The 13,526-nt window shown below is 35.2% G+C and carries 14 protein-coding genes; 12 read left to right on the top strand and 2 right to left on the bottom strand.

Annotation, left to right across the window (positions count from 1 at the left end; translation table 11 throughout):
* Window positions 1-57: 57 nt before the first annotated feature.
* The 10 genes from Q4566_RS10065 to Q4566_RS10020 all read left to right on the top strand — a co-directional run bounded on the left by Q4566_RS10065 (window position 58) and on the right by Q4566_RS10020 (window position 7,962).
* Window positions 58-444, top strand: coding sequence for a hypothetical protein (locus Q4566_RS10065; protein ID WP_303420734.1), 387 nt, complete (start codon window positions 58-60; stop codon window positions 442-444).
* Window position 445: 1 nt separating this feature from the next.
* Window positions 446-1,201 carry a Fe-S cluster assembly ATPase SufC gene (sufC, locus tag Q4566_RS10060; protein WP_303420732.1) on the top strand — a complete coding sequence of 252 codons (756 nt, stop codon included), beginning with the start codon at window positions 446-448 and terminating at the stop codon, window positions 1,199-1,201.
* Window positions 1,202-1,340: 139 nt separating this feature from the next.
* A complete protein-coding gene (sufD, locus tag Q4566_RS10055; protein WP_303420731.1) occupies window positions 1,341-2,654 on the top strand; it encodes a Fe-S cluster assembly protein SufD in 1,314 nt (437 codons plus the stop codon).
* Between the two features lie 133 nt (window positions 2,655-2,787).
* On the top strand, window positions 2,788-4,002 hold the full coding sequence (locus Q4566_RS10050; protein WP_303420729.1) for an aminotransferase class V-fold PLP-dependent enzyme: 1,215 nt from the start codon (window positions 2,788-2,790) through the stop codon (window positions 4,000-4,002).
* A gap of 45 nt (window positions 4,003-4,047) precedes the next feature.
* Window positions 4,048-4,524: a hypothetical protein gene (locus tag Q4566_RS10045; RefSeq protein WP_303420727.1), complete on the top strand. Its 477-nt coding sequence runs from the start codon at window positions 4,048-4,050 to the stop codon at window positions 4,522-4,524.
* Window positions 4,525-4,564: 40 nt separating this feature from the next.
* The gene (locus Q4566_RS10040) at window positions 4,565-4,987 is read left to right on the top strand and encodes a SufE family protein (RefSeq protein ID WP_303420725.1); all 423 of its coding nucleotides are present in this window, start codon (window positions 4,565-4,567) and stop codon (window positions 4,985-4,987) included.
* Between the two features lie 80 nt (window positions 4,988-5,067).
* Entirely contained in the window at window positions 5,068-5,391 is a 324-nt protein-coding gene (locus tag Q4566_RS10035; protein WP_303420723.1) for a DUF59 domain-containing protein, read from the top strand.
* Between the two features lie 60 nt (window positions 5,392-5,451).
* Window positions 5,452-5,958: a DUF2480 family protein gene (locus tag Q4566_RS10030; protein ID WP_303420722.1), complete on the top strand. Its 507-nt coding sequence runs from the start codon at window positions 5,452-5,454 to the stop codon at window positions 5,956-5,958.
* A gap of 65 nt (window positions 5,959-6,023) precedes the next feature.
* Window positions 6,024-6,950 (top strand): DUF3078 domain-containing protein, encoded by a 927-nt coding sequence (locus Q4566_RS10025; RefSeq protein WP_303420720.1) that lies wholly within the window; start codon window positions 6,024-6,026, stop codon window positions 6,948-6,950.
* A gap of 79 nt (window positions 6,951-7,029) precedes the next feature.
* Window positions 7,030-7,962, top strand: a complete 933-nt coding sequence (locus Q4566_RS10020) for a DUF3078 domain-containing protein (RefSeq protein WP_303420718.1) — start codon at window positions 7,030-7,032, stop codon at window positions 7,960-7,962.
* Window positions 7,963-8,172: 210 nt separating this feature from the next.
* On the opposite strand, the gene Q4566_RS10015 is transcribed toward Q4566_RS10020, so the two are convergent.
* Together Q4566_RS10015 and hflX are read right to left on the bottom strand one after the other, a co-directional pair.
* Window positions 8,173-10,428, bottom strand: a complete 2,256-nt coding sequence (locus tag Q4566_RS10015) for a transglycosylase domain-containing protein (RefSeq protein WP_303420716.1) — start codon at window positions 10,426-10,428, stop codon at window positions 8,173-8,175.
* Between the two features lie 9 nt (window positions 10,429-10,437).
* Entirely contained in the window at window positions 10,438-11,649 is a 1,212-nt protein-coding gene (gene hflX, locus Q4566_RS10010) for a GTPase HflX (protein ID WP_303420714.1), read from the bottom strand.
* A 165-nt stretch (window positions 11,650-11,814) separates the two neighbouring features.
* Between hflX and Q4566_RS10005 the strand changes: the two genes are divergently transcribed.
* Complete coding sequence (locus tag Q4566_RS10005; RefSeq protein ID WP_303420711.1) at window positions 11,815-12,786, top strand: endonuclease; 972 nt, start codon at window positions 11,815-11,817, stop codon at window positions 12,784-12,786.
* Between the two features lie 18 nt (window positions 12,787-12,804).
* Window positions 12,805-13,440, top strand: coding sequence for a DUF1801 domain-containing protein (locus Q4566_RS10000; protein ID WP_303420709.1), 636 nt, complete (start codon window positions 12,805-12,807; stop codon window positions 13,438-13,440).
* The last annotated feature ends 86 nt before the right edge of the window (window positions 13,441-13,526 follow it).

Below are 13,526 nucleotides of genomic sequence, written 5' to 3'. Positions count from 1 at the left end.
TTAACCAAAATGCACTTAGTTAGTTAAAGTGTCGTTTTAAGTTAAAACCCATTCAAAATGAAAAAAATATTTTTTATCACATTAATTCTAACAGCATTTATAAGTTGTAAAAGCGAATCGAAAACGGAAGAAACAACTTATAGCGAAGACGAACTTACCACAATAAAGGGTGAATTTGTGTATTTCGATGGTGCCGGTGTCCTGCAATCTAACGACAAAATTTATGGCGTATTAAATTCAGGAAAACTTAAAGCGCTTGTAAGTCAAGCAGACGAAATCAAAGAAGAACCAACAGACATGGTTCAAGTAGAGATAAAAGGAAAAGTTACAGATCAAAAAGATGATGTTATCCTTTGGGAGAACAAGGTTGAAATTGTAGAAATACTTAAAGTAAAACCTGCTTCTAAAGCCGCTAACAACATCGTAAAAATAGGAAACGAATAGTATGTTAAAAATTGAGAATTTACACGCAGGTGTTGAGGATAAGAACATTTTAAAAGGTATTAACCTTGAAGTGAAACCAGGAGAAGTTCATGCAATCATGGGACCAAATGGTTCTGGAAAAAGTACATTATCTTCAGTTGTCGCTGGAAAAGAAGAATATGAAGTTACGGATGGTAAAATATTTTTTGAAGGTGAAGACATTGAAGAATTAGCTGCTGAAGAACGTGCCCATAAAGGCATCTTTTTATCGTTCCAATACCCAGTTGAAATCCCTGGTGTGTCTGTTACAAACTTTATTAAAACAGCCATTAACGAATCTAGAAAAGCAAAAGGTTTAGAAGACATGCCTGCTAAAGACATGCTTAAACTTATCCGCGATAAAGCTGAATTACTAGAAATCGATCGTAAATTTTTATCACGTTCTTTAAACGAAGGTTTTTCTGGAGGTGAGAAAAAACGTAACGAGATTTTCCAAATGGCGATGTTAGAACCAAAATTGGCTATTCTTGATGAAACCGATTCTGGATTAGATATTGATGCCCTTCGTATCGTTGCCAATGGTGTTAATAAATTAAAAAGCAAAGACAACGCTGTTGTAGTAATAACACACTACCAACGTTTATTAGATTATATCGTACCTGACTTTGTACACGTTTTACACAACGGACGTATCGTTAAATCTGGCGGAAAAGAATTAGCGCACGAGCTTGAAGAAAGAGGTTACGACTGGATTAAGGAAGAAGCAGCGAACGCATAAAATTAGTTGGCAGTATTCAGTCGCAGTTTGCAGTAGCTTACTAAAAACTGATTACTCAAGATTTTAAAAAAATAGTAAACAGTCTTTTCTTAGTTTTTTATTTACTGAAAACTGAGACTGCGACTGAAAACTGAAACCAATGGATTTAAAAGACAAATTAGTATCATCATTTTTAGCATTTGAAAACAGGGTCGATGTAGACACACATGTTCATAATGTAAGATCTGAGGCTATAAAAGTATTTGAAGAAAAAGGCTTTCCTACTAAAAAGGAAGAAGCTTGGAAATATACCTCTTTAAATAAAGTATTAAAAGAAGATTATAGCGTTTTCCCTAAACAAGAAAATGCCTTAGACTATAAAGACGTTAAAAAATATTTAATTCATGATACCGACACTTATAATGTTGTTTTTATCGATGGAAAATATTCTTCGCATTTGTCACAAACCACACATGATGGTATTGATGTATGTTTAATGTCTTCTGCACTTACGAGTCCGAAATACCGTTTAATTATTGAAAACCATTTCAATAAAGCCGCAACTGCAGACAGCCTTTCTTCTTTGAATACAGCATTTTCACAAGAAGGTGTTTACATTCATATTCCTAAAAACAAAATTGCAGATAAACCGATTCAGTTTATCAATTTTTCAACAGGAACTGAAGCTTCTACCCTACTTCAGCCACGTAATTTAGTGGTTGCAGAAGAAAATAGCCATGTGCAAATTATCGAACGTCACCAAAGTTTAACAACTAACCCTGTTTTAACGAATAGTGTGACCGAAATTTTCACTAAAAAACGTGCTATTGTAGATTATTACAAGATTCAAAACGATAGCGAAAACGCTTCATTAATAGATAATACATTTATTAAACAACAGCGTGAAAGTATCGCCTCTGTACATACTTTTTCTTTCGGTGGAAAACTAATTAGAAACAACCTCAACTTCTTCCAAGAAGGCGAGCGTATCGATTCTATCTTAAAGGGTGTTACTATTCTAGGTGATAAACAACATGTAGATCACAATACTTTAGTGCACCATATTGAACCAAACTGTGAAAGTCACCAAGATTACAAGGGTATTTTTGGAGATAGTTCTACTGGTGTTTTCAACGGAAAAATTATCGTAGAAAAAGAAGCTCAAAAAACAAACGCTTTCCAATCTAACAACAATATTTTGTTAAGCGATAAAGCATCAATAAACACCAAGCCACAACTTGAAATTTTTGCAGACGATGTAAAATGTTCTCATGGTTGTACTATTGGTCAGTTAGACGAAAGTGCTATGTTTTACATGCAATCGCGTGGTATTCCTAAAAAAGAAGCCAAAGCCCTTTTAATGTATGCCTTTAGTAATAACGTTTTAAACTCGGTTAAAATTCCAGAATTAAAACAACGCATCACTAAAATTATCGCTAACAAATTAGGCGTTAATATCGGGTTCGATTTATAATAATAATTCCCTCGAAAGAGGGATTCTATTAAACCTTACTGAAATTTTTATTTGAAGCTATATCCCGCTTTCGGCAGTCGCTCTCTGCGAGGAGCTTCAACAAATGCCTCAATCGGGGCTAAGCCTTACAGCCATGTTCAAAGTAGAAGACATCAGAAAAGATTTTCCAATTCTTTCACGTAAAGTAAATGGCAAACCTTTAGTGTATTTTGATAATGCCGCCACATCACAAACCCCTAAGCAGGTTATTGATGTTATGGTAGACTATTACTCAAATTTTAACGCCAACATTCACCGTGGCGTACACACCTTAAGTCAAGAAGCAACCGACTTATACGAACAAGCCCGTTATAAAATACAAGAACATTTCAATGCCAAGTTTTCACATGAAATCATTTTCACTTCAGGAACGACACACGGCATTAATCTTGTAGCCAACGGATTTTCCTCATTACTTAAAAAAGGCGACGAAATTATTGTATCAGCCTTAGAACACCATTCTAATATTGTGCCTTGGCAAATGCTTTGCGAACGCTCTGGTGCGCTATTAAAAGTGATTCCAATGAACCAAGAAGGGGAATTGGTAATGGATGAATTCGATAAATTACTTTCAGAAAACACCAAACTTGTTTTTGTAAATCACGTTTCAAACGCTTTAGGAACGGTTAATCCCATAGAATATATCATTGAAAAAGCACACGAAGTTGGTGCTGCCGTTTTAATTGATGGCGCGCAATCGAGTCCGCATATCAAACCTGATGTTCAAAAGCTAGACGTTGATTTTTATGTGGTTTCAGCCCATAAAATGTGCGGACCAACAGGTGTTGGGATGCTTTACGGTAAAGAAGAATGGTTAAAAAAACTACCGCCTTATCAAGGTGGTGGCGAAATGATTGCTGAAGTCACTTTTGAAAAAACAACTTACGCCGATTTACCACACAAATTCGAAGCAGGAACACCAAACATTGCTGGAGGTATCGTTTTTGGAGCGGCCATAGATTACATGAATGGCATTGGTTTTGACACCATCGCAGCTTATGAACATGAACTTCTAGAGTACGCTACCGAAAAACTTTTACAAATTGACGGACTTAAAATTTACGGAACTTCAGAACATAAAACATCTGTGATTTCTTTTAATTTAGAAGGCATTCATCCGTATGATGTTGGTACTATTTTAGATAAACTTGGTATCGCCGTAAGAACAGGGCACCATTGCGCCCAACCTATCATGGATTATTACAAGATACCTGGTACTGTACGTGCTTCACTGTCCTTTTACAACACTAAAGCCGAAATTGACACTTTATTTGAAGGTGTTAAAAAGGCAAAGATGATGTTGTCTTAAACTGATTTTAAATTACTTTTCGTAATTTTATTTCAAACTTGGTTCATGAAATTAATAAGCCTATTTCTGTGTTGCCTTATGACTGTGAAATCTTGTGGTACAGTGCACCCTTCCAAATCAGGTGATTCATTAGCAGAATCTGAAGCCTCACAAGTACCTTCAGAAACCATGATTACTTTTGAATATACCGCAACAACACGAGGTTCCTATCAAAAAATAAGTGTCATAGAAAATATGGTTGTTGTGTCTAAAAAACGAGGAAAACCAGGTTCACCGGTAGTTTTAGAAGCTTCAGAATGGAAAAAACTATTATCTATTTTAGAACCTATTCCCTTAAAGGATTTAAACACGATCAAGGCACCAAGTCAAGATTTCGCCTTCGATGGGGCTGCAAAAGCGACACTAAAAATTACTTCCAACGAAAAAACGTATGAAACACCGCCTTTCGATCATGGAAATCCGCCCAAAGAATTAGAAACCTTAGTTAAAGAACTGCTATCAATCTCCGAAAACATTGAATAGCAACATTTCTTATTGTATTTTTGCCTAAAATTTGAGATTTATGAGTATTGAAGAAATCCAAAATGAAATAATAGACGAATTCTCAATGTTTGAAGATTGGGAAGAACGTTACCAATATATGATTGATTTGGGGAAAGATTTACCCCTTATCGACGACCAATATAAAACGGATAATAACATTATAAAAGGTTGCCAAAGTAAAGTGTGGGTACATGCCGAAATGGAAGATGGTAAATTAATATTCACTGCCGATAGCGACGCCATTATAACAAAAGGTATTATTGCTATTTTAGTACGTTCATTTTCAAATCAACCACCAAAGGATATCATCCACGCCGAAACTGATTTTATTGATCAAATCGGACTTAAAGAACATTTGTCGCCAACCCGCGCCAATGGTTTAGTAAGCATGGTTAAGCAATTAAAAATGTATGCTATTGCTTACCAAACACAAATGAAATAATGTGTTTTCGTATTCCTGTGGAAACAGGGATTTAATACCGTTTTCGCTTTCGCGGAAATTAAAAAATAAATTATATAATTATGAGTGAAGCTATAGATACTGCCGAATTAGGAGAAAAGATCGTAAACGTATTAAAAACCATTTTCGATCCAGAAATCCCTGTAGATATTTACGAATTAGGTTTAATCTACGACGTTTTTGTAAACGAAGACAACGATGTTAAAATCTTAATGACTTTAACAACACCAAATTGTCCTGTTGCTGAAACTTTACCTTTAGAGGTTGAAGAAAAAGTGAAATCACTTGACGAAGTAAAAGGCGCTGAAGTTGAAATCACTTTCGATCCGCCATGGACTCAAGAATTAATGAGTGAAGAAGCTAAACTTGAATTGGGCATGCTGTAAAACTAAGTTTTCAGAAAACAGTCACAGGACGTAAACCAAACACTTAAAAACCACATTTTTTTGAAAGACGAAATTATAAATCGCGTTGCCAATAGCAAATTAGTCACTGTTAATCTTGAGGATTATTATCCAAAAGGAAATCGTGTATTATTTGATATAAAAGATTGGTTATATGAAGGTTTTGTACTTCGCGAGAAAGACTTTAGAAATCAAGTTGCTGAATTTGATTGGAGTCAGTTTCAAGATCAGTACGTGGCACTAACCTGTAGTAGCGACGCTATTATTCCAGGTTGGGCTTACATGTTATTGAGTGTTAACTTGGAGCCTTATGCGACAAAAACTTTAGTTGGTTCACTGGACAACCTTGAAACCGCTATTTATCAAGACATCATCAAAGATTTAGATGTTAATGAGTTTACAGACAAACCTATTATTATAAAAGGCTGTTCAAATAAACCAGTACCTCAAAACGCATACATCATGCTTGCTAACAAATTATTACTTGTAGCAAAATCGATTATGTACGGCGAAGCGTGTTCGTCTGTGCCCTTATACAAAAAGAAATAAATCATCCTCAATCTTATAAATTAAAGAAAACTTAAAAATTAATCCATTTATTAAAACTGAAAACTATGAAAAAATCGCTACTAATCTGTGCTTTATTTATCGGTGTTATTTCTGTTAATGCCCAAACCAAAGACGAATTAAAAGCTTTAAAATCGGCTAAAGAAGATTCTATTAGCGCGCTTCAATCGGAAGTTGACGATCTAAAAAAACAAATTGAAAAATTCCCAGGTTGGCATTATGGTGCTTTTGGTACTATAGGTGCTAATATTTCTGAATTCAGCAACTGGTATGCTCAAGGTACACCTAACAATTCTGCTGGAAATATCACGATTACCGCAAATCCTTTTGCTAAATTAAACAGAGAAAAATATTTCTGGTATAATACAGCTAACATTAACTTAAGCTGGGTGAAATTTGATGATAAAGATGACCCAACTGATGATGACGACTACAGACAAGCTACTGATGTTTTTACAGTAACATCACTTTATGGTTATAAGATTACGAAAACCTTGGCCGCTTCTGCTTTAGGAGAGTATAGAACAACGCTGCTAAACAACTTTAACGATCCTGGATATCTTGATTTAGGTATTGGTATTACGTGGACGCCTATTAGTGAATTGGTTGTTGTAGTACACCCTTTAAACTACAATATTGTATTTAGTGATGAATCTACAATTTTCGATTCTTCTTTAGGTGCTAAAATTGTAGCAAACTATGCCAAAGCATTTGGGAAATTGAAAGTTAATTCTAACCTTTCTATGTTCCAATCCTATAAGAGTTCAGATTTATCTAACTGGACGTGGACGAATGGTTTAGCTTACGAAGTATGGCAAGGTATTGGTTTAGGTTTCGAATTTGGTTTAAGAGACAACAAACAAGAAGCTTTAAACTTTGCAATCAACGAGCTTGGAGATCCAAACGCTACGTTTGATAATGTTGATAACGACTTGCAAACTTACTGGACTTTTGGTTTAAGCTATGCTTTTTAACTAAAACCCTATATATTAAACAATTAAAGCGCCTCGGTAGGCGCTTTTATCTTTTTACCTTTTTTAAACAATTTACCTTATGAAAAGACTAATACAAACCCTATTCATTTTGGCGATTAGCATCCAATTCATGCATGCTCAAAAAGCACCAAAAGTTAAAGACACTATTCCCGTTCCTGAAGGTTGGACTACCGATGGAAAAATAAATTTACTAATAAATCAATCGGCTTTTTCTAACTGGCAACCAGGAGGCGATAACAATTTCGCTACAAACCTGTCTTTAAATTATGATCTAAATTACCATAAAGGACCTTGGTCCTGGGATACAAAGCTTCTTGCTAGTTATGGACTTAATGTTACCGAAGATGACGGCCGACGAAAAACAGATGACCGCCTGGAACTGAACTCGGTAGTTGGTAGAGCCATGAACAAGAAATACTGGAGTTTTTCATTCTTTATGAACTTTAAAACGCAATTTAGCGATGGTTATGATTACAATGATGATTTTATGGGTGATAATGAAAACTATACTACTTCTGGTTTTTTCAAACCAGCATATTGGAGTTTTGGACCTGGTTTTTTATGGAAGAAAAGCAACAACCTTAATGTGAATATAGCACCATTAACTTCTAGATTCACATTTATAAGCGATGAAATATTTACAATTAATGACGACGATAGCGCCAATGTTTTTTATGAATCAAGTAACGATTATGAAACGTTTGGTGTGCCTCCAGGGGAAAATCTATTGTATGAATTTGGTCTTAATGTGAGAGCTTATTACAAGTTTAATATTATGGAAAATGTATCTATGGAAAACATTTTAAACCTGTATTCAAGTTACCTTCATAAACCTTTAAACACAGATATCGATTACACGATGAATATCGTTATGCAGATTAATGATGTACTTTCTACAAATTTAACCTTTCAAACCGTATATGATGATGATGCCTTTCAAGGTTTTCAAGTACGTGAAGTATTTGGTCTTGGGGTAAATGTTACTTTTTAAAGTATTCTCAGCCTATTTATTACATAGGTCATTATAAACAAAAAAAGAGGCTGTACAAAAAGTATTAAAGTACGTCATTCTGAATTTATTTCAGAATCGCATCATATTGATAACCAATCATTATGAGAACCTGAATCAAGTTCAGGTTGACGAAAACTTTACTTTTTGTACAGCCTCATTTTGTTTAATAATAGGTTCATTAGGATACCTTTATTCTCCTTTGAATTTTTTCTTTTTATTCTTGCTTTTAAATAAGCGTTTTAAAAATGAATCACGTTTTTCGGGCGCACAGCTTAAATCTGAAATTACTTGTTCTGACGGACTTTCAAATTTAGCATTAGTGATGTCATTAAAGGATATATCTGCATTCAATTTTTGGTAAAACTCGGCAAAAATAGGCAAGGCAGAATTAGCACCCTGTCCCATACCTGTGGTTTTAAATCCGATACTGTGGTTATCATTTCCAACCCAAGTTACAGTTACTAATTTAGGAGTAATACCCACAAACCAACCGTCTTTATTATCTTGAGTCGTTCCCGTTTTACCTGCCATAGCATTATTTAAACCGTAGCTAGATCTTAAACGTTTTGCCGTTCCTTCATTAACCGTGGCTTGCATGAATTCTAGCATCACTTGACGCGTATAATCACTAAAGGCTTCATCTTTGGCTATTTCTGGTTCAAAAGAAGCGATAACATTCCCGTTTCGATCTTCAATTTTAGTAATGTAATATGGTTTTACCGGGTGGTTTCCATTTACAAAAGAGGTATATGCTCCAGTAAGTTCCTTTAAATTTATTTGAGCAACACCCAAAGCTAACGAGGGCTCTGCTGGCAATTCTTTTGTAATGCCCATTTTTTTTGCTTGCTCTACTACCTTCGGAATGCCTACCTTATTCAACACCTTAACCGCGATGGTATTCACCGAATGGCTTAAGGCTTTTTCTAAGGAATAATTCTCATAAGGATCAACTTCATCACCTCCAGAATTACCGGGCGTCCAGTTATCATAATTGGTATAAGTCACTTTAGCTAAAGAAAAATACGCACAAGGATCCATACCGTTTTGAATCGCTGCAGTATACACTACAGGTTTAAAGGTTGAGCCCACTTGACGTTCACTTTGTGTGATATGATCGTATTTAAATACGCGGTAATCAATGCCGCCGATATAGGTTCGAACTGCTCCAGTGCTAGGATCAACAGACAACATGCCTGTATTTAACAATTTCAAATACTCACTGATACTATCTCTAACGCTGATGTTTCTAATGGTATCTCCTTCCCAAGAAAACAATTCGACATCGCGTTTTATCGCCAACGAATCATTTATTTGGGCATCACTTAAACCCTGTGCTTTATATTGCTTATACTTTGGAAGCTTTTTTATTTCAGCATCTATAAGTTTATCTTGAGTCCAAGGACCAGAATCCCCATAGGAATCTTCAAAAGCCTTCTGTAACTTCGTCATGTGTGATTTCATGGCTTCTTCGGCCAATTCCTGCATTTTATAATCTAAAGTGGTATGAACAACCAATCCATCTTTATAAAGATCATAAGGCTCACCATCTGGAGATACAATCGTATCTAAGATAGCCGTTAATTCCTTTTTTACCTGTTCTCTAAAATAAGGCGCCACGCCCATATCATGATTAAAAGAACGGTAATTTAGAACGACATCCTCTTGACTAATCGCCTCTAAAGAATCCTTAGGCAAATAGCCATATTTCTCCATCTGCGATAAGACCACGTCACGACGTTCTTGACTGCGTTTTAAATTTAATCTCGGGTTGTAATAGGTATTGGCTTTTAGGGATCCCACTAAAATAGCAGATTCAGAAATCGTTAAATCCTTTGTCGATTTATTAAAAAATTTCTGCGAAGCACTTTCAATACCATAAGTATTATCTGAAAAAGGAACCGTATTAAAATAGAGTGTTAAAATCTCTTCTTTAGTGTAAATTTCTTCAAGACGCTTGGCAATGATACTTTCTTTAAATTTGTTTACAACAATGCCAAATAACCAATAATCCTTTCTTCCAAAAAGGTTTTTAGCCAATTGTAAAGTAACTGTACTTCCTCCTCCTGATGATTTATCTTGAAGTAAAATACTTTTTACAAAAACGCGTAACAAGCTCACGTTATCAATACCATCATGCTGAAAAAAACGCACATCTTCAGTCGCGACAAGGGCATCAATTAAATGCTCGGGGAAATCTTTATATTCCAATGGCTGCCTGTCATAAATATAATATTTACCTATTAACAGACCATCTTTATCTAGAACTTCAGTAGATTCTTCTTGTATTATAGAACTTAAATCTTGAGTAGAAGGCAGCTTTCCGAAGGCACCTAAATAAATACTAAAGTATAGGCCAATAAGAAACAGAATACCAAAGGCGCCTAGAAATAAGACGCCCTTAATCCATTTATTTTTCCATAGTTTTTTAATCCAAGTCGTGTTCATATATACAGGCTAGTCTTCAGCTTCGTAATCTGGATATAAAAATTCGTTATAAGGAAAACGCGTGACATGAATTTCACGAACTTCATCATAAACACGCTTTTTAAAGTCTTCTAAATTTTGCTTATTTAATGCTGAAATAAACAAGGCATTATCACCTACTTTACTCATCCAAGTGCTTTTCCATTCTTCTAGAGAATAATGGCGTTCGGTACGTTCGGTTTCTAAATCGTCATCATCAATAGGTTCCTGCGTATAGGCATCAATCTTGTTAAACACCATGATTGTAGGTTTGTCACCACTTTTTATTTCACCTAAAACTTTTTCAACAGAAGCGATATGCTCTTCAAAATTAGGGTGTGAAATATCAACCACGTGAAGTAATAAATCGGCTTCTCGAACTTCATCAAGAGTACTTTTAAAACTATCAACCAACTGAGTAGGCAACTTTCTTATGAAACCTACGGTATCACTTAACAAAAATGGCAAGTTTTGAATCACTACTTTTCTAACCGTAGTATCTAGTGTCGCGAATAGCTTGTTTTCAGCAAAAACTTCACTTTTACTAATCACATTCATTAACGTAGATTTTCCCACGTTTGTATATCCTACTAAAGCCACACGTACCATTTTCCCACGATTACCGCGTTGAATGGCCATTTGTTTATCGATGGTTTTTATTCTTGATTTTAGCAAAGCAATTTTATCTCGAACAATACGTCTATCGGTTTCAATTTCCGTTTCACCAGGTCCGCGCATTCCAATACCCCCTTTTTGACGCTCAAGGTGCGTCCACATCCCTCTTAAACGAGGAAGCAAATATTCACATTGGGCCAATTCCACCTGAGTTCTGGCGTAACTTGTTTGCGCGCGTTGGGCAAAAATATCAAGAATAAGATTCGTTCGATCTAAAACTTTAACCTCAAGAATTTTACTAATATTACGTTCTTGGGCAGCTGATAACTCATCATCAAAAATGGCTGTACTGATATTATGCTCCTGAATGTATTGACGAACATCTTCCATCTTCCCTGTACCAATAAAGGTTTTTGGGTTGGGCATATCCATTTTTTGAGTGAATCGTTTTACAGCATAACCGCCTGCTGTAAAGGTTAGAAACTCCAATTCATCTAAATATTCTTTAGATTTCTCTTCATTTTGTTCCTTGGTAACTACTCCTATTAAAACTGCTTTTTCTAAAGCAACATCTTTCTTTTCAATCATATAATTAATCTATGCTACAAAGTTACATAATTGCTAGCATTATCGTTAAAAAAGTATTGTTCTAACTTTTAGTAAACAACCATGTTACTAACAAGATACGCTTATTCATGCGATTAAGATTTAACATGGGCAATATTTTAAAATTTTACCCTTATTTTTGACTCTATGACAAATCTTTTTGACGATATTCCAGTAAGACCAGAATTGCAAACCGTGGGGTTTTATAATCTTGAAAATTTATTCGATTTAATTCAAGACACACATATTCACGATGTTGATTTTTTACCTACCTCACCAAAGCGATGGACTGAAAAACGTTATGAAAACAAACTTCGAAAACTAAGTTATGCCATCTCAAACATTGGGCGTCGAGAAACAGGTAAAAACCCTGCGATTATTGGCGTTGCAGAAATTGAAAATAAGAAGGTCCTTAACGACTTACTCAAATCGAAGCACCTCGCACCTCTAAACTACAATTATGTACATTACAATTCGCCGGACGAGCGTGGTATTGATGTCGCTTTGTTATACGATCAAGATGTATTTACCGTAACACATTCTGAACCTTTTAGTATTAAACTCATGCATGATGATGGTTCGCCAGATTATACCCGTGATATTTTGCTGGTTACCGGTCTTTTAGATGGCGAAGAAATTCATGTTATTGTAAACCATTGGCCTTCTAGACGTGAAGGGGAAAAAGAATCGGAGCCCAAACGTTTAATTACTTCAGCTAAGGTGAGTGAAATCATCGCTACTTTAAAGCTAAATAATGAAGCCGCTAAAATTATTGCGATGGGTGATTTTAATGAAGGGTCTAACAACCCAGGCATCCAAGAGTTGGTAAAAACATCGAGCTTATTCAATCTCATGGAAACATTACGCTCTTACAATCGCGGCTCGACCTATTACCACCGCAAATGGGATTTATTTGATCAGATTTTAATTTCCACAAATTTCTTTAAAGCCGCAACCAAGGAGTTAGAGTTTAGTACCGCAAATATTTTTGATGAAGATTTCTTAAAAACCTTTAGCGGTCCATATAAAGGCACGCCTTATAGAACTTACGTTGGAAGAAAATACAATGGCGGCTATAGCGACCATTTTCCGGTTTATGCAGTTTTTAAGAAGGAATAAACAAACATCTTTTATCATATGCTTCAAGAAGTTCAAGAGTATTTAAATAATCAAAAAAAGTGGAAAAAGGAATTAACTACTCTTCGAGACATTATTTTGACTTGTGGGCTTGAAGAAGGCTTTAAGTGGAAGCATCCCTGTTATACTCACGAGGAAAAAAATGTGGTACTTATTCATGAATTTGACAGCTACTGTGGCATGTCATTTTTTAAAGGTGTTTTATTAGATGACTCTGAAAAACTATTAATTCAGCAAACTGAAAACATGCAGACGGCGAGACAGATGCGATTTACAGATTTAACTGAAATTATAGAATTGGAACCGATAATAAAGCAATATCTAAAAGAAGCTATTAAAAAATCAGGGCAAAAAGTAGCGATGAAAAAAACATCAGATTATGAAGCCCCTTCAGAATTAGAACAAATTTTTAAGAAAAATACTGCTTTTCAAGAAGCATTCGAAACATTAACACCAGGACGCCAACGTGGTTACCTTTTGCATTTTTCAAAAGCAAAACTATCGAAAACCAAAACGACTCGCATTGAAAAAAATATGCAACGTATTTTTGATGGCTACGGTTTGAATGATTGTACCTGTGGTTTATCGAAACGAAAACCTAATTGTGATGGCTCACATAAGCAGTTGGAGAGCTAAGGTTTTAAAAAAATCATTCAATATTCTTAGCCAATCTCTAATTATCACAAACATTAGAGCCTAAGATTTATCGCCATATTTTGTAG

The organism is Tamlana sp. 2_MG-2023, assembly GCF_030548465.1.
GTDB lineage: Bacteria > Bacteroidota > Bacteroidia > Flavobacteriales > Flavobacteriaceae > Pseudotamlana.
This window is presented reverse-complemented; position numbering and strand designations above follow the sequence as displayed.